Genomic DNA, 23,129 nt, shown 5'->3' with positions numbered 1-23,129 from the left:
GGACTCGAGTTGGGCCGGGTGGCTGGTAGTGCGGTGTGGCAGGGAGTGCGGTAGGTCGCGGACTCGAGTAGTGCGTGTGGCCGGAGTGCGGTAGGTGGGGGTCAGCGAATGCCGGGCGTGCGAGGGTCGCTACCCACACAGGCGAGAATGGCGCAGCCCGGGGGAATACTGGCGAAGGGTGCGGCCAGTGGTTGGTTGAGGCAGTTGAAGACCGTGCAGCCGGGGTAGGCGCCGGGGCCGATGCCGAAGACGGCCAGCAGGATTTCGGCATCCACCAGAGATTTCGGGTCGAAGTTCAGAGGCGGTTCCACGTAGGGGGCCGGGGTGGGGACGGGGGCGTCGGTGATGGCGGCGAAGAGGCGGCGGAAGAATTCGTGGGGGAGTTCCTCGGCGTGGGCGAGAATGCCGCTCGGTCCGTAGGCGGTGATGTTGCCGAAGGCGCCGGTCCACATCACCATCATGTCCAGCTCGGGCAGGAAGAAGACGTTCTGCAGGGCCAGGCCCGACATGAAAAAGGTGTTCTCCGGCAGGAATTCGGGTGACTCGTTGCACCCGGAACCCACCCAGAACAGGTAGCCGTAGCAGGGGTTCTGCTTCGACGGCGTGCGGGCTTTGCGCAGGTAGTCGGCCGAGACCACCTGCTCGGCGCCCCAGCGGCCGTCGTTGGCGACTAGCAGGCCGATCTTGGCGAGGTCGTCGGGCGGCAGCATCAGGTGGGCGTAGCCGTAGGTGTGTCCGGACCGGTCGCGGGCCCAGTAGTAGTCGGTGGCGGGAATGCCAAGGGGATCGAACAGCTCGCGCTGGGCGAACTGCTGCAATGGCTCGCCGACCGCCAATTCGATGACGTAGGACAGCAAGTCGACATTGCGCTGGCTGTAGCTGAACGCCGTGCCCGGCGGGTTGGACAGCGGGACGGCCAACGCCTGCACCGCGCTGTTCGGGTCGACCGGGACGACAGCGGTGATGCCCTCGCTGAGCACACCGACCTTCATGCCGGAGGTTTCGGTGAGCAGGTGTTCCACGGTGATCGACCGGTGCGTCGCATCGCCGAGACCGGGCGGCAGGTAGCGGTCGATGGGGGCGTCGATGGCGAGTTTGCCCTGGTCCGAGGCGATTCCGGCGAGCATGGATGTCACCGATTTGGTGACGCTCCAGATGTTCCACGCGACTTTGCCCGTTTCGTGGTTGCGCAGCCCCTCGCCGACGAGGCAGTTGTGCCGGAACACCTGCACATTGAGGCGGTTGCGGGTGGCCGCGAATTGCAGTGCCTCCGTGAGTTTCGCCGAGTCGATGCCGACCTGTTCGGGTTCGGCGCGTTCCAGGTCGCGGGCTGAGGTGACCTCGCAGCTGGTCGTCGGTGCGCTCTGGGCGGGCGCGGCGAACAGTGTCGCCGAGGCCAGCGCCGTCACGAATACCCCTGCGAGCACACCCCTGATTCGCATGATTCGAGGGTAGTTCGCCTACGGCACCGTAACCCGTATAGCGAGGCCCCTAACCCGCGGGTATGTTCCGCCGCGCCGCGTAAAACGCCGCGCCGAGGGCGAGAACCGCGAGTCCGGCCAGCACCGAACTCAACGGCAACGCGAACCCGACGACCACACAGCCGAGCGCACCGACGACCGGAACCCACCGCGCCGGACGGTTTTCGGCGGCGCTCAGGGTGGCGGCCGAGAGGTTGGCGACCAGGTAATAGCCGAGGACCGCGAACGAGGAGAAGCCGATCGCGGCGCGCAGGTCGACGGTCGCCGCGAGCACGGCGACCACCACGCCGACGGCGAGTTCCGCGTGATGCGGCACCGCGTAGCGCGGATGGACGGCGGCCAAGGTGCCGGGCAGGTGCCCGTCGCGCGCCATCGCGAGGGTGGTGCGCGAGACGCCGAGGATCAGCGCCATCAGCGAACCGGCCGCGGCGAGCACCGCCCCGACCCGCACCACCGGCGCCAGCCACTCGGCACCCGCGGCCTCGACGACCCGGGCCAGCGGATCGTGCGCGGCGGCGAGTCCGCCGGAGCCGAGCGTCAGCAGGGCGGCCACCGCCACCAGGGTGTACACCGCGAGGGCACCGGCCAGGGCCAGCATGATCGCGCGCGGGATGGTGCGTTGCGGGTCGCGGACCTCCTCGCCGAGGGTCGCGATGCGCGCGTACCCGGCGAACGCGAAGAACAGCAGCCCGGCAGCCTGTAGCACCCCGTAGGCGCCCACCTCGTCGTCGAGAACGATCGCGGCCGAATGATCGCCACCGAGACCGGCCACCACCACGGCCGCCAACACCGCGAGGACCGACGCCACGATCACCCGCGTGGCCAGCGCGGACTTCTGCACCCCCACATAGTTGATCCCGGTGATCACCACCACCGCGACCACCGCGACCACGTGCGCGTGTTCGGGCCACGCGTAGCTGCCGACCGTCAACGCCATCGCCGCGCACGAGGCGGTCTTCCCGACCACGAATCCCCACCCGGCCAGATACCCCCAGAACGGTCCGAGCCGTTCCCGCCCGTACACGTACGTCCCGCCGGACACCGGGTAGAGCGCGGCCAGCCGGGCCGATGACTGTGCGTTGCAGTAGGCGACCACGGCGGCGATCGCCAGCGCGAGCAGCAGCCACGACCCGGCCGCACCCGCGGCGGGGCCGAGCGCGGCGAACACCCCGGCACCGACCATGGCGCCGAGTCCGATCACCACACAGTCGCGCAGACCGAGATCTCGCGTGAGCTCCGTACCCATGGGAACCATCCTCGAGCATCGCGGCCAGCGGCGCGAGCCGGGGAGACGACGAACGCCGCCAGGTCGATGAGGGAGACCTGGCGGCGTTCGCGAGTCGAACGGATCGCGGGGGCGATCCGGTCAGGGTGTCGACGCCCCACAAGCGCCTCTCGGCGAGTGGTCGCTCGTAACGACAAAGGGGTGAGGCCCGGGGCTGTTCGGACGCCGACAGTGGTGTTCAACCGGTGAGCCCCGCGAACTATTCCGGCATCCGGGTGGTGACGCTGCTCACCCCGGAGGCTGGGGCGCGGAGCTGTCCGGCTCCGCGCCGTCGTGCGGTGTCAGAAGTTGCTGAACCAGTACAGCAGGCTCGCCAGCAACCAGACGATCATCGTTTCCATCGTCGTACTCCATCTCCTCGGTCCTTCCATTCTCGCCGAGAACCGACAAGTTGTTCTTAAGAACCTCTAGAGACCCAGGTCGCATTCTTTTCTCGGACACCGGGAGCAACCGGGTCCGGCAGGTCTCGAGGGGTGATCAGCCGGACCCGGCGGTGTAGCCGGAGGGTGGCTCTTCCAGATGCTGAAGACGAACTGCCGACGGTAACCACGCCGAGGACTGTCACCGAAGCGCTTCCGATGGGGTGTCACAGGAGGATATCGGCCGGGCCGGTCGACGAGGGGTGAGCGGCCCGGTCGTTTGCGTTACGCGGATTGTGCGGTAAGGGTTGGGGAGTGGTCGACATCACCGAGCACTCCGATGCCCTCGATCGTGCCGAGGAACGGTTGCGTGAAGCGTTCGCGACAATGTTCGATCCGGCGACGATCCACCAGTTCCTCCACAGTTCCTACGAGGATTTCGCCGCGCGCGCGACGGTGACGCTGTACCTGCCGCTGCTGGCCGAGCGGTTTGCCGCGCAGCGTCTCGACGCCGTGGCCAAGATCGAGGGCAAGGTGGCGACGCCGCGTCCGACGGTGCTGTTCCTGTGCACGCACAACGCGGGCCGCTCCCAGATGGCCCTGGGGTTCTTCCAAGCATTCGCTTTGAGCCGCGCCGTGGCCTGGTCGGGTGGGTCGGTGCCCGGCGGGCAGCTCAATCCGTCGGCGGTCGCCGCGATGGCCGAGGTGGGGATCGACATCTCGCGCGAATATCCGAAGCCGTGGACCGACGAGATCATCCGGGCCGCCGACGTGATCGTCACCATGGGCTGCGGCGACACCTGCCCGCTGGTTCCCGGTGTGCGCTACGAGGAATGGATCATCGAAGACCCCGCCGGTCTCGGTGTGGAGCAGGTGCGACCCATCCGCGACGACATCGGCCGTCGCGTGACGGGTCTGCTCGCCGAACTCGGGATCAGCGTTCCCGCAGATACCGAGGCCAAGATCCGTACCGCGTGATGTCGGTGGCCGCCACGGCGGCGTCGTAACTGCAGGCGAAGCCCACAACCGTTGTACCGTCGGACAATTCGACGCTCGTCAAGGCCATGGGTGCGGGTAGGTCGGCGAGGAAGCGGCCGAGCGCGCCGGGCGACACCAGGAACAGTTCGCCCGCGATGGGAGCGCCGAGGCCGTCACCGTGGCGGACCAGGCCGGGTTTCGGTGGAGTGGTGTCCAGGGCGGTGAGGCGGTAGGCGTCGCTGGTGGTGATCTCACCCGCGAAGCGGGCGCCGAGTTCCTCGAGTTGCCAGTGCAGGGGTTGTCCGCGCAGGTGGGCGCCGAACACCGCGAGCGGCACACCGGTTTTCACCAGCAGTGGTGCGGTGGTGTCGGTGAGCAGGGCGGCCAGGTCGACCGCGATCTGGTCGGCGAAAGTGGGGACCACGATCATCACCCCGAACGGGAGGCCCTCGGTCGTCGGGGCGCCGGGCACGGCGACGGCGGCGAGGTCGAGCAGGTTGCAGAAGTTCGTGTAGGTGCCGAGGCGGCGGTTGATGGTGAGCGGATCGGCGTGCACGGCGGCGATGCTCGGGTGTTCGGTTGTGGTCGGCAGGAGGAGGCCGTCGTAGTCTGCGAGCAGCGCTTTCGCCTGTGCGCGGGCGACGGCGATGGCGTCGAGGTCCGCGGCGAACGCGTGGGCGTCCAGATGCTTTGCCGCGCCGATGATTCCGGCGACGGTCTTGTCGAGTCCCCTGGCGCCCTTGTCGACGAATTCGCCCACCGCCGCGTAGCGCTCGGCGACGATCGCCCCGTCGTAGAGGAGGCGGGCGGCGTCGAGCAGTGGGGTGATATCCACCTCGGTGAGCTGGACGCCCAGCTCCCGCAGGGTCGCGACCGTTTCGGCGAAGGCGACGCGGTACTCCGCGCTCAGGGGGCTGAGGTCGTGCGGAACGGCAAGCGTGCGCGTGCCGGCCAGGGGCACGTCCGCGGGCCAGGTGCGGCTGCGTGGGTCACGTGCGTCCGGTCCCGCCATGAGCGCGGCGGCGGTGACGGCCAGGTCGAGGGTCGCGGCGAAGACGGTGACGGCGTCGTAGTCGGCGCACGCCGGGACCACGCCGTGCGCCGGGATGATCCCGAGGCTCGCCTTGATCCCGACGATGCCGTGGAAGGCGGCCGGGACACGGCCCGAACCGGCCGTGTCGGTGCCGATCGCGATATCGGCGATGCCGAGGGCGACCGCGACGGCGGAGCCGGAACTCGAACCGCCGGAGATCAATTCGGGCCGGTCGGCGTGCCGGACCGCGCCGTACGGGCTGCGGGTGCCGACCAAGCCGGTGGCGAATTGATCGAGGTTGGTCTTGCCGAGGATCAGTGCGCCCGCTTCGGTCAGGCGCTGCACGGCGGACGCGGTTTCCGTTGCGGTGTAGGCGAATTCGGGGCAGGCGGCGGTGGTGGGGAGCCCCGCGACGTCGACGTTGTCCTTCACGGCGAGGAGCAGGCCCGCCAAGGGGAGTTCCGCACCGTCGGCCAGTCGGCGTTCCAATTCCTCTGCCTCGAGGTGGAGTTCACTCTCCGGGCGCAGGGTGATCCACACTTCGGGCCGGTCGACCTCGGCGATCCGCCGGTAAGCGGCGGCGACCCGGGTGGTGGGGGATTCGGGCATCGTTCCTCTATTCGCTCATGGACATGGCGGCGATCGCCCGCGAGATCCGCTCGAGCACGACATCGAGCGAATCACCGATGTGGGTGTGCAGCAGCCGATGCGCCCGGGTGAGATCCCCGGCGAAGACGGCGTCGAGGATGCCGAGATGCTCGCTGATCGTCGTCTCGATCCGGTTGTTGATCATGAAGTCGTACATCCGCACATGCCGGATCCGGGAGTTCACCGCCACCAGCGACCGCACGAGCTCGGCATTGCCCGCCGCCGTCAGCAGGGCGACGTGGAACTCCTCGTCGACCACGACGAACCCCGGTTCCTTGGCTGGTGGGTCGTCCCGCAGGGCGAGCCAGCGCCGCTGTTCGGCACGCAAGCCCGGTTCGTCGTGGATGAGGTCGGGGTTGTCCATGATCCGGGTCATCCCGCCGAGTTCGAGGGTGAGCCGCAGCTCGTAGAGATCCCGGATCCGAGCCACACTCGGGCGCACCGGGCTGAACCCGAACTCCTCCCGTTCGAGCAACCCGTCCGAGCACAGCATGGTGAGCGCCTCCCGCACGGGCGTGCGCGACATCCCGAACCGCGCCGACAGCTTCGGCTCGGTCAGCCGCTCCCCGAACCGGATGTCTCCGTTCATCAACTCGCCCCGCAAGGTGGAATACACCACGTCACGCAGCGATTCCCCCGCGGTACCCACCCTTGTCGACATGCCTGTATACGCTAGGCACTCCGAATTTCTATCAAGTGACAGAAAGTAAGCACCACGTTATCCCTTCCTCACACCTCACCACCGGCCCCACCCCACCGAGAGCACTTCTCAACCACCCCTCAACACCCAGGCGCCCCTCCTCGACACACACCGAGCGCACCCTTCTCTACAGAGGAGGGCCCATGAACAACTCGACCGCGATCCTGACACTCATCCTGTGCCTACTCGCCATCACCGCCCTCACGGTCTGGTGGCCCAACCCCGCCGACCGCCAGGTCCGCCCCGCCGCCGACGCCGAAGGCACCGACAAGTAGCCGGGTATTCAGCAGGGGCGCCGGACGGCGATCACCTCAAACGCCGAGCTCATCACAGAGATCTTCGTAACGATCCAGGTAGTCCGGCGTCGACCGGTGGGCTGCCAGGCCCACCGTGTCGAACTCGTCCGACCCCGTCGCGGCCACCACGCCCAGAACGCGCAGGGCGTCGTTGATGCTCGCCACCTGCCGGATCGAACCACCCCGCACACAGACAGCCGCAGCCTGGTCACCCATCCCGGCGAAGTATTCCGTGGCCACCAGCGCGAAGGTAGGATCCGGGCCCCCGACCAGATCGGCCGCGACCACCCGAACAACGTCCTCGGTGGGAAACACCGGCCCACCGACCGAGCTGAACTCGAAATGCTCAGTGAGACCGAGCCTCTCCTGCCAGTAGGCGGTGTAGTAGTGCGTCACATGAAACAACGTCAGATCACCACCCAAAGCCACCGGCACGAGATCCCACCTACCCGCCGCCTCGCCGTCATACGAACCCTTCAGCACCAGCGCGGTAATGGCATGCGACACCCAACCAATCTAATCTCCACGAGTACCGGCTCGAGCCTTGACCGGCTCCGGAGCGCACGACGATCCCGCCGCACGGCATGGTCTTGCTGACAAGCTGGTGGAATGGGTACCTGGACGGACCAATTCGTCGCACCGTACGAGACATATCTGCCGACGGCGGCAGACTTCGCCGAGTTGGCGGCGAGCATGATCCACGACCAGGTGGCATGCGCACCTTGGACGCTCGTCGCCGGAGAATTGTCCGCCAATGCCCTACTGCCCTGGGTCGGCATTCTCGGCGGAATCCGCTGGAGTGTCCGCGACGGTGAGCTGGCAGTCGGCGGCGAGCGGGTCACGGGCCGCATGGAATGGGGTGAGAATGAGTTACCCCCGTGGGGTCAGGCGTCGGAATCGGGCCGGGTGCTGGCTATCGGGAGCGACGCGGCGGAGATCGCGCCCGCGCTCGCAGACTCTCCCTACGGGCGAGAAGACATCGCTCTAGTCTTCGACCAGCTCGACTTCGCCAACCCTGAAGTGCTGAACCACTTCTGGAGTGCGGACAACCGAATGCAGCTGACATGTTTCGCGCTGGCCCGCCCCCAGCACCGCCCGTTGTCCGCCGACAGTCTCGCGGACCCCGACGACGCCCCTACGCACGCGGTGCAAACGTTCGTCTCGGTCGGTTTCAAATCCGGCTATCTACACCCGTGCCCCGCGATCACGGCCGCCGTCGCGCGAGCCCTTGGTCCAGGACTGGTGGTCGGCCAAACGACCGGCTGAACAGCCGAGCCGACAGTTCGAGGTGGGGACAATGCAAAAAGCCTCTGACCAGGAAACCAGGTCAGAGGCTTTTTGGTGTCTCAACCAACACGTCGGGGTGACAGGATTTGAACCTGCGACCTCTTCGTCCCGAACGAAGCGCGCTACCAAGCTGCGCCACACCCCGTGAGGCGAACCTGAAGTAGCTTACAACGTGGGGGTGGGAAACGTTAAATTGGCTGGTCAGAGGGCTCGGATGGAGCTGAAGATACGTTTGGCGGTCGCGGGGTCGATGGCGTCGGGGACGCCGGTGTCGGCGATCATGACCATGACGAAGCTGCCGTCCTTGCTGCCTTTGAAGGCGTAGGTGTAGATGGAGAAGGTGGGGGCGCAGCCTGGTTTGGGGTCGGGGACGGTGCCGGTGGTTTCGGTGAACATGCCGGTGGTGGTGCCGTCGATGGAGGTGAGGGGTTCGGCGGGGCGGGGTGTGCCGGTGGCGCCGCCGTAGGCGAGGCGGGCGGCTTTGGTGCCGAGTTCGGCGCCCGCCGCGGCGTTGTCGGCCTGTTTGGAGCCGGTGAGCAGCGACATGGTTCGGGTGGAGCCGGGGCAGTAGTCGCGGCCGTCGGTGGCGTAGCCCTTGCCGATCACGGTGTCACCGGGTGGTTCGCCGACGCCGCCGATGGTTGTTTCCGTCGCGACCTTCCAGCCGGGTGGTACGTCGTAGGCGGCGCCCCGGTCGGGAGCCGCGACCACCTGATAGCCCTCGATCAGTGGGGTCTTTCCGGCCGCCGCGCCGGTCGGGGCCGGGGTGGTGGTTTTCGACTTGGTAGTCGACGGTGCCGCCGATGTCGTCAGGGCGCTGACCATCGATGGTGTGCTGGTGCCCGCCGTCGACGACGTGTCCTCGCCGGAGAGGGCGACGGCCGTGATCGCGGCGCCGCCGAGCAGCAGTGCCACTACGCCCGCCGCCACCCAAATCCAAGCCCGTCCAGCGGATCTCGGACCTCCGTGAACAGGCTGCCCGTACGGCTGCACCCCGTAATGCTCCAGCGGCGGCACCTCCCCGTACTTCTGTACCGGCTGCTGCCACGTCGACCCGCCCGGCGGACCCCACGAACCCACCTGTACTACACCGTGATTCCACTGCGCGTTCGGCTGTCCCGGTGCACCCCAGTGCGACTGCGCGGCAGGTTGCCCGGCATCCCAATGCTGTCCGCCGGGTGCTGATCGGTTCTGCCCCGGGGGCACTGCCCATGGATTCGGTTGTCCGCCCGGTCCGGCCTGGTGCGGAAGCGGATGCCCCGAACTGCCGGACGCGTCCCACTGCCCTTGAACCGGCTGTGCGACGGGTCCTGCCTGGTTCGGAAGCGACTGTCCTGCGCCGCCGGGCGCACCCCATTGCCCTTGATGCGGTTCCCCACCGGGTCCCACCTGGTTCGCGGCCGGTTGTCCAGGAACGTTCGGCTGTCCGGGGTTCCCGATCGGCGGTCCCCACGGGTTCGGAACATGTGGCCCGGTCGGATTCCACGGCGTCGGATCCGGCAGCCCGGGCGGCGGCCCGGACCCGTCCCACCGCAAGGTCGGCGGAAGACCCGGGCCTCCCGGCGTCCATACCGCCGTTGGATCGGCTGGTTGCGCGCCGGTATCGCCGGACAGGTTCGGATCGTCGGATGCACTCACGGCCGCCCCCTCGAGACAAGAATCGTTCGGGGCAAGACCCTAGCGTGCGATGGCCTCCGAGGCCGAGATGCCGTGTCCCGCATCGGCGGCCGGGCGCTTCGGCGGCGCGCCGACCAGCGTGAGCAGGGTGGCTTCGGGACGGCAGCAGAAGCGGTACGGCGCCCAGGGTGAGGTGCCGATGCCCGCCGACACGTGCAGCTGGGTGTGCGCACCCCACTGCGACGGACCCTTCACCCGCGACTTGTCGATGCCGCAGTTGGTCACCAACGCGCCGTACCCGGGGACCACCAGCTGACCACCGTGGGTGTGACCGGCCAGCACCAGGTCGTACCCGTCCTCGGCGAAACGGTCGAGCACACGCGGCTCGGGTGAGTGGGTGAGGCCGATGCTCAACTGCGCCAACTGGTTCGGCGCGCCCGCGACGGTGTCGTATCGATCGCGCTGCAGGTGCGGGTCGTCGACGCCAGCGGTGGCGATGCGGATGCCCGCCACCTCCAGGTCGCGGCGGGTGTGGGTGAGGTCGAGCCAGCCACGTTCGGTGAAGGCGGCGCGCAGATCCTGCCAGGGCAGCGGGTCGCCGTAGACGCGTCGGTGATCCTTGTCGAAATACTTCAGCGGATTCTTCGGAACCGGTGCGAAATAGTCGTTGGAACCGAACACGAACAAGCCGGGACGAGCCAGCAACGCGCCCAGGGATTGCACAACGGCGGGCACGGCCTTGGGGTGGGAAAGATTGTCGCCGGTATTCACGACCAGGTCGGGTTCGAGCCGGTCGAGTTCGCGCAGCCACTGCTGTTTGAGTTGCTGACCCGGCATCATGTGCAGGTCGCTGAGGTGCAGAATGCGCAGGGTGGGTGACCCGGGTGCGAGCACCGGCATCGTGGCCTCACGCAGGACGAACGCGTTCCGTTCGATCAGGGTGGCGTAACCGATGCCTGCGACGGCGGCCCCGGCGGCTCCCAGCGCGGTTCGGCGGACAGCGGTCGTCGAGATAACGGGCATTTGCCCAGCATAGGCGACCTGCTCCCGGATCGGCGCGTGTGTTTCCGCACAAGAGTCGGGAATTTCACCCGGATGTTTGTTGTCGCTGTCGAAATGTGATGGGAGTTTTCGGGCGTTCGGGCTACCGTGACCCCATGTCGGAACTGAAAGCACAGCTGCGCGCGGATATGACTTCCGCGATGAAAGCCAAGGACAAACTGCGTCTGTCGACCCTGCGGATGCTGCTCGCCGCGATCCAGAACGCCGAGGTCTCCGGAACGCAGGCGCGCGAACTGTCCGATACCGATGTGGTGGCGGTCCTGCAGAAGGAAGCCAAGAAGCGCAACGAGTCGGCGACCGTCTACGAGCAGAACGGGCGCGGTGAACTGGCCGCGAACGAGCGCGCCGAGGAATCGATCATCGAGGAGTACCTGCCGACGCAACTGACGGAGGCGGAACTGGCCGAGGTCGCCGACACCGCCATCGCCCAGGTCGCCGAGGAACTCGGTGAGCGACCGGGGATGCGGCAGATGGGTCAGGTCATGAAGGCGGCGACGGCGCTGGCCGACGGCCGCGCCGACGGGTCGCGTCTGTCGGCCGCGGTCAAAGCGCGCCTCTAGAACGAACGACGAGGGCCGCCGTCCCGGCTGGACGGCGGCCCTCGTCGTTGTCTATCGCGGTACCGGGATCGGGATCGGTGGCAGACGTGGGATCTGCGGCAGACCCGGGATCGCCGCCGGTGGTGGCGCGGCGGGCGCCGGTGTGGTCGGCGCGGGCGCCCGGACCGAGCCGTCGCTGATGTAGATCGTGACGACCGAACCCGGAATGGCCGAACCGTTCGGCGAGCTACCCATCACCGTGCCCTTGGGCTGCGAGCCGGGACTGGTCACCGCCGACACCTGGAAACCGGCGCCGACCAGCATCGAGGTGGCCTCGCCCTGGGACTTGCCCGCCACATCCGGCACCTGCGAGTTGTTCGCGCCGCGCACGTACTTGTCGTCCAGCGGCGGCAGGCCCGGCGGGGGGAACCGGTCCATCACCGGCTTGATCGCACCGAACCAGGTGCGGGCAGGTTCGTTACCACCGAAGAGGCCGTTGGCGTCGCTCGCGCCGCAGTTGCGCAGCGGGAACGAGCAGATCTCGCCGGGTGTCGGGCTGTCGCCGTACACGTAGACCGACGAGGCGAGCGAGTTGGTGAAACCGAGGAACGCCGAGGAGCGGTGGCTCTCGGTGGTTCCGGTCTTGCCCGACATCGGCGCGTTCCAGCCGTTGGCCCGCGCCGCGGCCGCGGCGGTACCCGAGGTGTCGTCCTTGCTCATGGCGTTGGCGAGGGTGTTGGCCAGGCCGGGGTCGACCACCTGCTCGCAGGCCTGCTGGGTGAGCGGCACCGTCTTGCCGTACCGGTCGACGACCTCACGGATCGGCGACGGCGGGCACCACTTGCCGCCCGAGGCGAGCGTCGCCGCCACATTCGACAGTTCGAGCGGGTTGATCGCGAACGGTCCGAGGGTGAACGAACCCATGTTGTTGTTCTTGATGTGGTCGGCGAGGCTGGCGTTGCCGTGGCCGGAGGTACCGGGCTGGGTGTAGGCGCGCATGCCGAGGCGCACGGCCATGTCGACCGCGGCGGAGACACCGACGTCCTGGATCATCTTGACGAACGTGGTGTTCGGCGAGGTGGCGAGCGCGTCGGTGACCGACATCGAACCCGGGTAGTTGCCCGCGTTCTTCACACACCAGGAGTCGGCGGGGCAGCCGGGTGAGTTGCTGTAACCCATGCCCTTGGCGGCGTACACGCTCGGCACGTCGACCTGGGCGTTGATGCCGAGGCCCTTCTCCATGGCGGCGGCGGTGGTGAACAGCTTGAAGATCGAGCCCGCGCCGTCACCGGCCAGCGAGTACGGCTGACCGAGCAGCGTCTCGTTGGCGTCGCGGTTGAGGCCGTAGGTGCGGCTCGAGGCCATCGCCAGCACGTGGTGGGCGTCCTGACCGGGCGAAACCACCGACATCACCTCGGCGATGTTCTCGAGATCCGGTGGCGCGTGCTGGGTGACCGATCGCTTGACCGAATCCTGCAGCACCGGATCGAGGGTGGTGCGGATGAGGTAGCCGCCCTTGTCGATCTGCTCGCGGCTGATGCCCGCCTCCGACAGGTACTGCAGGGCGTAGTCGCAGAAGAAGCCCTTGTCCTGGGCGGCGATGCAGCCGCGCGGCAGACCCTTGGGCTCGGGAAGGACACCGAGCGGTTCGGTCTTGGCCTTGCGGAACTCCTCGGCCCTACTCGGAATGTTCTGGATCAGCGTGTCGAGCACGGTGTTGCGCCGGTCGGTGACGCCCTGGACGTTGGTGTACGGGTTCAGCTTGGAGCTGGACTGCACCATGCCCGCCAGCATCGCCGACTGGGTGATGTTCAGGTCGGCGGCGTCGACACCGAAGTAGGTCTGGGCGGCGTCCTGGATGCCGTAGGACCCGTTGCCGAAGGGCACCAGGTTCAGATAGCGGGTGAGGATCTCGTCCTTGGACAGCTCGCGGTCGAGCGTGAGCGCCATCCGGATCTCGCGCAGCTTGCGCGCGGGGGTGGTCTCGATGGCGGCGCGCCGCTCGGCGTCGGTCTTGGCGACGACGAGCAGGTTGAAGTTCTTCACATACTGCTGGTCGAGCGTCGAGGCGCCCTGCTGCACCTCACCGGAGGAGGTGTTGGTCAGGAACGCGCGCAGCGTGCCCTGCCAGTCGACACCTTTGTGGTCGGCGAAGCGCTTGTCCTCGATGGACACGATCGCCAGCTTCATGTTGTTCGAGATCCGGTCGCTCGGCACCTCGAACCGTCTCTGCTCGTAGAGCCAGGCGATGGGTGTCCCACCGGCGTCGACCATCGTCGACACAGCCGGGACGGTGCCTTCCACCAGCTCGGCTGACACGTTGTCGACGGCGTCGGCGGCTCGGTTGGAGATGAACCCGAACCCACCGGCCAAGGGGAACAACAGCCCGGCGACTAGCACGGCGGCCAGCGCGCAGCTGCCGGCCAGCCTCGCAAGCGTTTGAGTGATCGGCACCGGTCCAGCCTAAAGGGTGGCGTGTCGAGTGACACGTTGTGCTAGCCGACGGCAGTTGTCCGGCCGGTGCCAGGGGGGTTGCTCGGGCGTGTCAACAAAATGATCACATCGGCGTGTCGCGGCCGGGCACGCCGGTGAACAGCACTCCTGTCGCGTCGACACGCGATTTGAATGGACGCCCGTACCAAAAAATCGGCGGCCGGTCTTGCGTAACGGCCATACCTTTACCTAGATTGAGAACCCAGTGTGATAGAGCTAACACTCAAAGTGGAATGTGGTGCGGGACGCAGCGGTAGTTGGGTTGCTGTGAACCGCGCTCGCGATTCTGGAGCGCCGCACAACGGTGTTCGGACTGCAAAGGGGCACATCAAATGCACATCACAACCCCCATCGCTCGACTGGATGTAGAGCAGGCCGAGGCAAGGATCGCTTGGGTTGCCCAGGCGCGATGCAAGGAAGTGGACCCTGATCAGCTCTTCGTGCGCGGTGCGGCGCAGCGCAAGGCGGCGACGATCTGCCGTCATTGCCCGGTATTGATGCAGTGTGGTGCCGATGCCCTCGACAATCGAGTGGAGTTCGGTGTGTGGGGCGGGATGACCGAGCGGCAGCGGCGCGCGCTGCTCAAGCAGCACCCGGATGTGACCTCGTGGGCCGACTTCTTCCAGGCTCAGCGCCAGCATCAAGTGGCCATCTGACGGACCGAGATCGCCCGTTACCACAACGGCGCCGAGACCGCTGGGTTTGCGGAATCGGCGCCGTTGACGGGTACTACCGCCGGAGCAAGCGATAGCCGATATGTCTGATTAGGACGCGGTCTTGCCGGTCAGCTGATCGCCGACCGCACGCAGGGCCGTGAGGTCGGAGACCTCGAACGGCAACGCGGTCACGGACACGATCCGGACCTTCGGATGCGCCCCGGTGAACCGGTGCAGCAGCCGTTGCTCACGTTTGGCGGTGGACACCCGGTCGGCGTGAATGCGCAGCACCGACGCGGTGAGCGGGTCGGTGTCGGCGAGCCGATCGGCGGCGGTGAGCGCGTGATCGCCGGACAGGTCGGTCAGCACCGGATGCGTGCGGTTGAGCACCAGACCGGCCAGCGGCATCTGCTCGCTCGACAGCCGGTCGACGAAGAACGACGCCTCCCGCAGCGCGTCCGGTTCGGGCGCGGCGACGACGAGGAAGTGGGTGCCCGGCTTGGCCAGCATCGCGAAGGTTCGTTCGGCCCGGTCCTGGAATCCGCCGAACAGCGATTCCAGCGACTGCAGGAAGGTCGAGGCGTCCTTGAGCATCTGCCCGCCGACGATCGTCGACACCCCACGCATGGCCAGGCTCATCGCCCCGGTGACGAACCGGCCGACACCGCGACCAGGTGCCATGATGAGCCGGATCATCTTCCCGTTGAGGAAGGTGCCGAGCCGCTTGGGCGCGTCGAGGAAGTCGAGCGCGTTGCGCGAGGGCGGGGTGTCGACCACGATCAGGTCCCACTCCTTGCGCGCGGCCAGCTGCCCAAGCTTCTCCATCGCCATGTATTCCTGCGTGCCACCGAACGACGACGCCACCGTCTGATAGATCGGATTGGCGAAGATCTGCTCGGCCTTCTCGGGGCTGGTGTGCTCGAGCACCATGTCGTCGAAGGTGCGACGCATGTTCAGCATCATCGCGTGCAGTTCGCCGGGCACCTCGGGGCCGAGTTCCACCCGCTGCGGGGAGTTGTCGAGTTCGGCGACACCGAGCGACTGGGCGAGCCTGCGCGCCGGGTCGATGGTGAGCACCACGACGTTGCGACCCGACTCGGCGGCGCGCAACGCGATCGACGCGGCGGTCGTCGTCTTGCCGACACCGCCGGAACCGCAGCACACGATGACCCTGGCCTGCGGGTCGGCGATGATCTCGGCGACGTCGAGGGGCGCCGGGGTGGTCACACGGTCGTTCATCGCACTCCCTGCGCGGATAGCTGTTCGGCCAGTTCGTAGAGCCCGCCGAGATCCATGCCGTCGCTCAGGGCGGGCAGGTGCAGCTGGGGGACATCGACCTCGGCCAGTTCGGCGGCGCTCGCGTCCTGTGCGGTGAGCATCGTCGCGTGGTCGGTCGCCTCGGTGACGAGACCGGCGAAGTCGGTGTCGGACAGGGTGATTCCGGCCTCGGCGAGTCCGGCGGCGATCGCGGCCGCGTCGAGTTCACCGCGCACGGCGGCGGCCCGGTCGGCGGGGGAGAGCTGGCCGGTGGCCGCGCGGTTCACGATCACCGTGCCGATACGCAGGTCGTTGGCGGTGAGCTCGGCGACCGCGTCGGCGGTCTCCTGCACCGGCAGCGCCTCGAGCAGCGTCACCAGGTGGATCATCGTCTGCTCGGAGTGCAGCAGCTTGGAGACGCCCTCGGCCTGCGAGGCGATCGGACCGCCCTTGGCGATCTCGGCCATGGCCTGGGTGACGTCGAGGAACGACGCGATCCGCCCGGTCGGCGGGGAATCGACGACGATGTCGTCGTAGGCGGGCCTGCCGTCCTTGCCGACGCGCACCGCGCATTCCTTGATCTTGCCGGTGAGGATCACATCGCGCAGACCGGGCGCGATGGTGGTGACGAACTCGATGGCGCCCATCCGGCGCATCGCCCGGCCCGCGAAGCCGAGGTTGTAGAACATGTCGAGGTATTCGAGGAAGGCGTACTCGGTGTCCAGTGCCAGCGCCACCACCTCGCCGCCACCGTCGGCGGTGGCGATCTGGGTCTCGGTGGGCGGCAACGGCGGCCGGTCGAACAGCTGCGCGATGGACTGGCGGTTCTCGACCTCCACCAGCAGCACCTTGCGTCCCCCTGCGGCCAGGGCGAGGGCGAGCGCGGCCGAAACCGTCGACTTACCGGTGCCGCCCTTGCCGGTCACGTAGTGCAAACGGGCCTTGACGGCGCGCTCGGGCCATCCGGTCGTCGGCTCGGGAACCGAGGAAACCGGCTCTGCTGTTGGTGCTCCCACGTCGCCGAGCCTATAACCCGTTTCGCCGGGGCGGTCGGGGTGAGCCCTAAACTCACACCATGAGTGAAGTCACCCTGTGGGAGTACGCGACCGTGCCGCTGTTGACGCACGCGACCAAGCAGATCCTCGATCAGTGGGGCGCCGACGGCTGGGAGCTGGTCACGGTGCTGCCAGGACCGACCGGCGAACAGCACGTCGCCTACCTGAAGCGGCGGAAGTAGCCGTGGCCACCGCGTGGAAGGACGCGCTCGACCGGCTCGGGGTCACCCTGCCGCCGGTCGCCGCCCCCGTCGCGGCCTACATTCCGGCGGTGCAGACCGGATCGCTGGTGTACACCTCCGGTCAGCTGCCGTTCGTCGACGGCGCGTTGTCGGCGGTCGGCAAGGTCGGCGCCGAGGTCGATGTGGAGCAGGCCAAGGAGGCCGCGCGGCTGTGTGCGCTCAACGCGCTCGCGGCGGTGCACGATCTGGTCGGGCTCGACCGGGTGGTGCGCGTGGTGAAGGTCGTCGGCTTCGTCGCCTCCGCGCCCGGATTCACCGATCAGCCGATCGTGATCAACGGTGCCTCGGAGTTCCTCGGTGAGGTGTTCGGCGAGGCAGGCGTGCACGCGCGCTCGGCCGTCGGCGTCTCCGAACTGCCCAAGAACACACCTGTCGAGGTGGAACTGATCGTCGAGGTCGGATAGGTAGCCGTCATGGCACTGGAACACCCCGCGTACGGCCAGGTCAGGTCGGTGACGCCGACCGCGTCGGTGCTGCTGGCCGACAACCCGTCCCAGATGACGCTCGACGGGACGAACACCTGGCTGCTACGCGGACCCGGCAGCGATGACTATGTCGTCGTCGACCCGGGTCCGAAGGACAAGAAGCACACCGCCGACATCGTCGCGGCCACCGGTGGACGCATCGCGCTCACCCTCATCACCCATCACCACCCCGACCACACCGGCGGCATCGATCACCTGGTCGAGGCCACCGGGACGCCGGTGCGATCGGTGGATCCGAAGTACTTGCGCGGCACCGGGACTCCGCTCACCGACGGTGAGGTCATCGAGGCGGCGGGGTTGCGGATCACCGTGCTCGCGACGCCGGGGCACACCGGTGACTCGGTGAGTTTCCTGCTCGACGACGCGGTCGTCACCGGTGACACGGTGCTCGGCCAGGGCACCACGGTGCTCGAGTCCTCGGGCGGGGCGCTGGCCGCGTTCCTGTCGTCGCTGGAACTGCTACTCGAGCGCGGTGCCGGTAAGGCATTGCTGCCCGCGCACGGCCCCGATCATTCCGACGCCGAACCGGTGGTGCGGTACTACCTGAACCACCGCCGCGAACGGCTCGATCAGGTCCGGGCGGCACTGGCCGAACTGGGTCCCGACGCGGGCGCTCTCGCGGTGGTCCGCAAGGTGTACGCCGATGTGGACAAACGTCTGTGGCCCGCAGCGCGCAGCTCGGTGCGAGCCCAGCTGGAGTACCTGCGGGCCGAACAAGACTGATCGCTTTCCGACCGCGGGCGCGCTAGGCGTCCGCGGTCGGAAAGCGATCCCGAAACGCCCTCGTCCCTGCGTCCCGACTGATCTCGCAAGCACATGGGTAACTCACCGGGCACGGGCAAACCGGCAACTCACTCGAGTCTGGCCGCCAACGGCACCCCCTCCGCGCCAGAGTCTGGCCAAAAGACGCGGAGAGGCGGGTGAGCCTAGCGCGCGCGGCGCGCGAGACGCTCGGAATCCGAGATCAGCACGCTCTTGCCCTCGAGGCGCAGCCACCCGCGGTGCGCGAAGTCGGCGAGCGCCTTGTTCACGGTTTCGCGGGAAGCGCCGACCAGCTGGGCGATCTCTTCCTGGGTCAGGTCGTGCGTCACGCGCAGCGCACCGGCCTCCTGCGTGCCGAAACGCTGTGCGAGCTGCAGCAGCGCCTTGGCCACCCGGCCGGGCACGTCGGTGAAGATGAGGTCGGCGAGGTTGTTGTTGGTGCGGCGAAGGCGTCGGGCAAGCACGCGCAGCAGCTGCTCAGCGATCTCGGGGCGCTGATCGATCCACGACTTGAGTGCGTCGCGGTCCATCGTGACGGCGCGGACCTCGGTGACCGTGGTCGCGGTCGAGGTACGCGGACCCGGGTCGAAGATCGACAGTTCACCGAACATGTCGGACGGACCCATGATGGTCAGCAGGTTTTCCCGGCCGTCGGGGGAGCGACGACCGATCTTCACCTTGCCCGTCGTGATGATGTACAGCCGATCGCCGGGTTCGCCCTCGTTGAAGATGACGTGGCCGCGCGGAAAATCTACGGGCTGCAGCTGCTTGGCGAGCGCGGCCACCGCGGTGGGCTCGACGCCTTGGAAGATGCCTGCTCTGGCGAGGGCCTCGTCCACGAATGTGCTCCTTATGGGATATGGCTTGCGAACCTGGTCGAGCGAATCGACCAACAGCGCAGTCTACGCGGCATTACGGCAGCACAGTGACAGACACCACGTAAAGAGTGGATTGCGCGAGCCGCGACACTGTGTCGGCGGGGAATGAGGAGATGGTTCAGCTGGCCCGGGCGACATCCATGTCCGGGGTGCGTGTGCGGCGCTTGCGCACCCGCGCGACCGCGGCGGGAAGCCCGAGCTTGGTCAGTTCTTTCACTTCGGCGTTGCTGGCGTTGTCCAGGTACTGCTGAACCTCTTCGTCGGGTTCGAGAAGTTTGCGGAGCCGATTCTCGACCCGCTCCATCCCCAGCGCGAACAGCATCAACAGCACTGGGAAGAGCACCACAGCGAGTCCTTGCATGACAGGCAGTAAACACGGTCCAGGTCTCAGATGGAACACAGGCGCCCAACTCGGTCGCGCAATGTTGTCGGACCGGTTCCGTATGGTGGTGCGGTGCCCGTTTCCCCCGCAACCGCCGCCGCAGGCGACGCCGTTCCGGTGCCGGTGACCACCGGGATCACGGCGGCCCGCAAACGCAAGAATCGCGCTATAGCTGCGGAAACGCGGATCGGAACGGTCCGCCGTGCCCGCCGGATGAACCGCACGCTCGCCGAGGCTTTCCCGGACGCGCACTGCGAGCTCGACTTCACGACTCCACTGGAATTGGCGGTCGCGACGATCCTGTCGGCCCAGTGCACCGACGTTCGGGTGAACCTCACCACTCCCGCGCTGTTCGCCAAGTACCGCACCGCCCGCGACTATGCCGAGGCCAACCGCGTGGAGCTGGAGGAATTCATCCGGCCCACCGGTTTCTACCGCAACAAGACCAGCGCGCTGATGGGCCTGGGTCAGGCGCTGGTCGAGCAATACGACGGTGAATTGCCTCACACCCTCGATCAACTGGTGAAGCTGCCCGGCATCGGGCGCAAGACGGCCAACGTCATCCTCGGCAATGCCTTCGATGTGCCGGGAATCACGGTCGACACCCATTTCGGCAGGTTGGTGCGCCGCTGGGGGTGGACCGCCGAGGAAGACCCGGTGAAGGTCGAGCACGCCGTCGGCGAGCTGTTCGAGCGCAAGGACTGGACGATGCTCTCGCACCGGGTGATCTTCCACGGCCGCCGGGTGTGCCATGCGCGCAAACCGGCCTGCGGGGCGTGCGTGCTGTCCAACGACTGCCCCTCCTTCGGTGCCGGGCCGACCGATCCCGCCGTGGCCGCCGAGTTGGTGAAGGGGCCCGAGCGCGATCACCTGCTGGAAATGGCCGGGCTGTGAGTGGTGCCTCGCCGCTGCGCGGGCCCGCTGTTCGCTGGGTGATCGCCGCGCTGATTCTCGTCGTCGCGGCGGCGGTTGCGCTGTGGCCGCGCGACGAGTCCGGTTCCATCGAAACTCGCAAAACTTCGCAACAGGAGTCGGGCGTGTCGGCCGCTGAACGTGCCGCCGCCGGTTTGACAGCCTGCCCGTCCGCCGCCTCCGGTTCGTCGGGGTCGGGTCCGCTGGCCGGGCTCGCCGTCGGCTGCCTCGCCGACGGGTCGCGAACCGACCTGGCCGCCGCCCTCGCGGGGAAGCCCGCGCTGGTCAATCTGTGGGCCTACTGGTGTGCGCCGTGTGCCACCGAGCTTCCCCACCTGCAAGAATTCGCGCAGCGGGCGGGTTCGGCGCTCACCGTCGTCACCGTGCACAGCGACCCGGACGAGGCGAAGGCGCTGGCCCGGCTCAGCGGTCTCGGCATCACCCTGCCCGGCTTTTCCGACCCGTCGGCGGCGGTACGAAGTGCGGTCGGCGCGCCGCCGGTGCTGCCGGTGTCGGTGCTGTTGCGGGCCGACGGCAGCGTGGCGAGTGTGGAGGTGCGAACCTTCGCCGACGTGACCGACATCGCCGATACGGTCGCCGCGAAGCTCGGTATCACGGTATGACAGACAGCGTTGTGTGGTGGCAGGCGAAGAGGATGACAGCGTGAACGGTGTGGACGACTCCGGTGTTCCGGCCTGGCTTCGCTCGGCGACCAGGCACGGTGGCCCCGACGCCGACGACACCCTCGCCACCTCCCGCGCCCTGCGCCGGGCCATGTCGGTGACCGGCAAGCCGAGGCAGGCGGCGGTCCTCGTGCTGTTCGGTGGTTCCTCCGACGGAGCCGCGGGCAGCCCACCCGCCGACGCCGAGGTGTTGCTCACCCAGCGTGCCTCCACCATGCGTCAGCATCGCGGCCAGGTCGCCTTCCCCGGCGGCGCCGCTGACCCCGGCGACGACGGCCCGGTCGGCACCGCGCTGCGCGAAGCCGTGGAGGAGACCGGCCTCGACGCGTCGGGCGTGCAGCCCTTCGCGACGCTGCCGACCCTGTTCGTGCCGCCGTCGAAGTTCGACGTCACCCCGGTGCTGGCCTGGTGGCGGCAGCCGAGCGAGGTGCGCGTCGTCGACCAGGGCGAGACCGAACGGGTGGTCCGTGTACCACTGAGTGAATTGCTCGATCCCGCACACAGATTCATGGTGCGTGGCAGTCTCGGCTACCAGAGTCCCGCCTTTCAGGTCGACGGCATGCTGGTGTGGGGACTCACCGGCGGTATCCTCGCCGGCGTCATCAAAACTGCTGGGTGGGAACGAGACTGGGATCGGGGCGACGTGCGTGATCTGGAGAGCTCGCTGGCTGCGGTCGGAATGACCCTGTGAGCGCGCGGCACATCGGCACGGCCGCCATCGCGGTCACAGCGGAGCCGAGCGTCTGTGAGGCGCAAGCATGAGCGCCTCGGTGTGGCTCGATATCGCGGTGGTGCTGATCGCGCTGGTCGCGGCGTCCACCGGGTGGCGGCAAGGGGCGGTGGCTTCCGCGCTGGCGTTCTTCGGGGTCGCGCTCGGTGCCGTCGCGGGCATTCTGATCGCACCGCACATCCTCAAGCACCTCAGTGAGGGCCGCAGCCGGGTACTCGGTGGCATCCTGCTGATCGTGCTGCTGGTGATCGTCGGTGAGGTCGCGGGCATGGTCCTCGGCCGGGCCGCCCGCTCCGGTATCCGGCATCCGTTCGCGCGCAGCGTCGACAGCGGTGTCGGCGCGGTGTTGCAGGCGCTCACGGTGCTCGTCGCCGCCTGGTTGATGGCCTTGCCCCTGGCCACGGCCTCCCAACCAGGTGTGGCTGCCGCCATCAACGGTTCCCGGGTGCTCGCCGACGTGAACGCGGTTGCCCCCGCCTGGCTGCGCAAGCTGCCCAACGAGTTCTCCAAACTGCTCAACACCTCCGGGCTTCCCGACGTCATCGGACCGTTCGGCCGCGCGCCCATCGCCGCTGTCGAACCCCCCGACCCGAGCGTTCTGGCCAGCCCCGTCGCCGCCTCGTTGCAGCCGAGTGTGCTGCGCATTCGCGGTGTCGCCCCCAGCTGCCAGCGTGCACTGGAAGGTTCCGGCTTCGTCGTAGCACCGGAGCGCGTGATGACAAATGCACACGTTGTCGCCGGTACTACCAGCGTGTCGGTCGATACCGCACGAGGCCCGCTCGACGCCGACGTCGTGCTCTTCGACCCCTCAAAGGACATCGCGGTCCTAGCGGTCCCCGGCCTGACTTCGCCCGTGATTCCGCTGGCACCCACACCCGCCGCCTCCGGCGAGAGCGCGATCGTGCTCGGTTACCCCGGCGGTGGGCCGTACACCGCCAGCGCGGCCCGCGTCCGCGAAACCTTGGACCTCACCGGCCCGACGATTCATCGCGACGGAACCGTCGAACGCGAGGTCTACACAGTTCGCGGTCAGGTCCGCGCGGGCAACTCGGGCGGCCCCCTCGTAGACACCGAGGGCCAGGTACTAGGCGTAGTCTTCGGCGCCGCCGTCACCGACGACGACACAGGCTACGTGCTGACCCTCGACGAGGTCGCCTCAGAACTGGAAGCCGCTGGCGTCAGCAACGCTCCAGTAGACACGGGAGCCTGCGTATTGAGCTGAGACGAACGCTGGGAACCCACTAGCTGGTGAAGGCCGTGAGCGATGCCCAGCCCGGTGGGATTCCCAGCAGTCCGCCATGACCGCATT

At 67.9% G+C, this 23,129-nt stretch carries 24 protein-coding genes and 1 tRNA gene; 12 read left to right on the top strand and 13 right to left on the bottom strand.

Translation table 11 applies throughout. The features are described from left to right. Positions 1 to 101 precede the first annotated feature (101 nt). The gene (locus NC7_RS00675) at positions 102 to 1,442 is read right to left on the bottom strand and encodes a serine hydrolase domain-containing protein (RefSeq protein ID WP_167352391.1); all 1,341 of its coding nucleotides are present in this window, start codon (positions 1,440 to 1,442) and stop codon (positions 102 to 104) included. Between the two features lie 49 nt (positions 1,443 to 1,491). Continuing rightward, a complete protein-coding gene (locus NC7_RS00670) occupies positions 1,492 to 2,736 on the bottom strand; it encodes an APC family permease (RefSeq protein ID WP_067977610.1) in 1,245 nt (414 codons plus the stop codon). Positions 2,737 to 3,440: 704 nt separating this feature from the next. On the opposite strand from NC7_RS00670, the gene NC7_RS00665 reads away from it, so the two are divergent. Then, positions 3,441 to 4,103: an arsenate reductase ArsC gene (locus NC7_RS00665; protein ID WP_067977608.1), complete on the top strand. Its 663-nt coding sequence runs from the start codon at positions 3,441 to 3,443 to the stop codon at positions 4,101 to 4,103. Here NC7_RS00665 and atzF read toward each other — a convergent pair. Both atzF and NC7_RS00655 read right to left on the bottom strand, forming a co-directional pair. After that, positions 4,060 to 5,745 (bottom strand): allophanate hydrolase, encoded by a 1,686-nt coding sequence (gene atzF, locus NC7_RS00660; RefSeq protein ID WP_067977607.1) that lies wholly within the window; start codon positions 5,743 to 5,745, stop codon positions 4,060 to 4,062. The genes NC7_RS00665 and atzF overlap by 44 nt on opposite strands. Positions 5,746 to 5,752: 7 nt before the next feature. Then, entirely contained in the window at positions 5,753 to 6,445 is a 693-nt protein-coding gene (locus tag NC7_RS00655; RefSeq protein ID WP_067977605.1) for a GntR family transcriptional regulator, read from the bottom strand. Positions 6,446 to 6,627: 182 nt separating this feature from the next. Here NC7_RS00655 and NC7_RS29910 point away from each other — a divergent pair, with 182 nt between their 5' ends. Next, positions 6,628 to 6,759, top strand: a complete 132-nt coding sequence (locus NC7_RS29910) for a hypothetical protein (protein ID WP_255285030.1) — start codon at positions 6,628 to 6,630, stop codon at positions 6,757 to 6,759. Between the two features lie 36 nt (positions 6,760 to 6,795). On the opposite strand, the gene NC7_RS00650 is transcribed toward NC7_RS29910, so the two are convergent. After that, the gene (locus NC7_RS00650; protein WP_067977603.1) at positions 6,796 to 7,287 is read right to left on the bottom strand and encodes a hypothetical protein; all 492 of its coding nucleotides are present in this window, start codon (positions 7,285 to 7,287) and stop codon (positions 6,796 to 6,798) included. Positions 7,288 to 7,389: 102 nt separating this feature from the next. Between NC7_RS00650 and NC7_RS00645 the strand changes: the two genes are divergently transcribed. Continuing rightward, on the top strand, positions 7,390 to 8,046 hold the full coding sequence (locus NC7_RS00645) for a hypothetical protein (RefSeq protein ID WP_067977601.1): 657 nt from the start codon (positions 7,390 to 7,392) through the stop codon (positions 8,044 to 8,046). 92 nt (positions 8,047 to 8,138) lie between these two features. Here the strand turns inward: NC7_RS00645 and NC7_RS00640 are convergent. The 3 genes from NC7_RS00640 to NC7_RS00630 all read right to left on the bottom strand — a co-directional run bounded on the left by NC7_RS00640 (position 8,139) and on the right by NC7_RS00630 (position 10,707). Then, positions 8,139 to 8,212: transfer RNA gene (locus NC7_RS00640), tRNA-Pro, on the bottom strand. A gap of 56 nt (positions 8,213 to 8,268) precedes the next feature. Continuing rightward, positions 8,269 to 8,997 carry a DUF8017 domain-containing protein gene (locus NC7_RS00635; RefSeq protein WP_157101785.1) on the bottom strand — a complete coding sequence of 243 codons (729 nt, stop codon included), beginning with the start codon at positions 8,995 to 8,997 and terminating at the stop codon, positions 8,269 to 8,271. A gap of 747 nt (positions 8,998 to 9,744) precedes the next feature. Beyond that, positions 9,745 to 10,707 carry a metallophosphoesterase gene (locus NC7_RS00630; protein ID WP_067977598.1) on the bottom strand — a complete coding sequence of 321 codons (963 nt, stop codon included), beginning with the start codon at positions 10,705 to 10,707 and terminating at the stop codon, positions 9,745 to 9,747. Positions 10,708 to 10,841: 134 nt separating this feature from the next. On the opposite strand from NC7_RS00630, the gene NC7_RS00625 reads away from it, so the two are divergent. Then, on the top strand, positions 10,842 to 11,306 hold the full coding sequence (locus NC7_RS00625; protein WP_067977617.1) for a GatB/YqeY domain-containing protein: 465 nt from the start codon (positions 10,842 to 10,844) through the stop codon (positions 11,304 to 11,306). A gap of 51 nt (positions 11,307 to 11,357) precedes the next feature. On the opposite strand, the gene NC7_RS00620 is transcribed toward NC7_RS00625, so the two are convergent. Further along, a complete protein-coding gene (locus NC7_RS00620) occupies positions 11,358 to 13,739 on the bottom strand; it encodes a penicillin-binding protein (protein ID WP_067977596.1) in 2,382 nt (793 codons plus the stop codon). 371 nt (positions 13,740 to 14,110) lie between these two features. Here NC7_RS00620 and NC7_RS00615 point away from each other — a divergent pair, with 371 nt between their 5' ends. Further along, entirely contained in the window at positions 14,111 to 14,434 is a 324-nt protein-coding gene (locus NC7_RS00615; protein ID WP_019044565.1) for a WhiB family transcriptional regulator, read from the top strand. A 108-nt stretch (positions 14,435 to 14,542) separates the two neighbouring features. Here NC7_RS00615 and bagB read toward each other — a convergent pair whose 3' ends face one another. Both bagB and bagA read right to left on the bottom strand, forming a co-directional pair. Next, positions 14,543 to 15,673, bottom strand: coding sequence for an ATPase BagB (gene bagB, locus NC7_RS00610; protein WP_067977594.1), 1,131 nt, complete (start codon positions 15,671 to 15,673; stop codon positions 14,543 to 14,545). Next, positions 15,670 to 16,707, bottom strand: coding sequence for an ATPase BagA (gene bagA, locus NC7_RS00605; RefSeq protein ID WP_067977592.1), 1,038 nt, complete (start codon positions 16,705 to 16,707; stop codon positions 15,670 to 15,672). The genes bagB and bagA overlap by 4 nt, the downstream gene beginning before the upstream one ends. Before the next feature lie 59 nt (positions 16,708 to 16,766). Between bagA and sp36 the strand changes: the two genes are divergently transcribed. The 3 genes from sp36 to NC7_RS00595 are packed head-to-tail and all read left to right on the top strand — an operon-like array spanning position 16,767 to position 18,196. Next, the gene (sp36, locus tag NC7_RS28820; protein ID WP_110038224.1) at positions 16,767 to 16,928 is read left to right on the top strand and encodes a Sp36 family protein; all 162 of its coding nucleotides are present in this window, start codon (positions 16,767 to 16,769) and stop codon (positions 16,926 to 16,928) included. Between the two features lie 2 nt (positions 16,929 to 16,930). After that, entirely contained in the window at positions 16,931 to 17,392 is a 462-nt protein-coding gene (locus NC7_RS00600) for a RidA family protein (RefSeq protein ID WP_067977590.1), read from the top strand. 9 nt (positions 17,393 to 17,401) lie between these two features. Beyond that, the gene (locus NC7_RS00595; RefSeq protein ID WP_067977588.1) at positions 17,402 to 18,196 is read left to right on the top strand and encodes an MBL fold metallo-hydrolase; all 795 of its coding nucleotides are present in this window, start codon (positions 17,402 to 17,404) and stop codon (positions 18,194 to 18,196) included. A 203-nt stretch (positions 18,197 to 18,399) separates the two neighbouring features. On the opposite strand, the gene NC7_RS00590 is transcribed toward NC7_RS00595, so the two are convergent. After that, a complete protein-coding gene (locus tag NC7_RS00590; protein ID WP_040703546.1) occupies positions 18,400 to 19,074 on the bottom strand; it encodes a Crp/Fnr family transcriptional regulator in 675 nt (224 codons plus the stop codon). Between the two features lie 157 nt (positions 19,075 to 19,231). Then, positions 19,232 to 19,474 carry a hypothetical protein gene (locus NC7_RS00585; protein WP_067494492.1) on the bottom strand — a complete coding sequence of 81 codons (243 nt, stop codon included), beginning with the start codon at positions 19,472 to 19,474 and terminating at the stop codon, positions 19,232 to 19,234. 234 nt (positions 19,475 to 19,708) lie between these two features. Here NC7_RS00585 and nth point away from each other — a divergent pair, with 234 nt between their 5' ends. The 4 genes from nth (at position 19,709) to NC7_RS00565 (ending at position 23,042) form a co-directional block, all read left to right on the top strand. Next, positions 19,709 to 20,389, top strand: coding sequence for an endonuclease III (gene nth / locus NC7_RS00580; protein WP_157101786.1), 681 nt, complete (start codon positions 19,709 to 19,711; stop codon positions 20,387 to 20,389). Further along, positions 20,386 to 21,030: a TlpA family protein disulfide reductase gene (locus tag NC7_RS00575; protein ID WP_236573709.1), complete on the top strand. Its 645-nt coding sequence runs from the start codon at positions 20,386 to 20,388 to the stop codon at positions 21,028 to 21,030. Before nth ends, NC7_RS00575 begins: the two co-directional genes overlap by 4 nt. 16 nt (positions 21,031 to 21,046) lie before the next feature. Beyond that, entirely contained in the window at positions 21,047 to 21,781 is a 735-nt protein-coding gene (locus NC7_RS00570) for an NUDIX hydrolase (protein WP_236573707.1), read from the top strand. 67 nt (positions 21,782 to 21,848) lie between these two features. After that, entirely contained in the window at positions 21,849 to 23,042 is a 1,194-nt protein-coding gene (locus tag NC7_RS00565) for a MarP family serine protease (protein ID WP_067977587.1), read from the top strand. Positions 23,043 to 23,129: the final 87 nt, after the last annotated feature.

It is taken from the genome of Nocardia caishijiensis NBRC 108228 (assembly GCF_001612825.1).
GTDB lineage: Bacteria > Actinomycetota > Actinomycetes > Mycobacteriales > Mycobacteriaceae > Nocardia > Nocardia caishijiensis.
The sequence above is the reverse complement of the archived record's forward strand: the minus strand, read 5'-3'. Positions and strand labels throughout refer to the sequence as shown.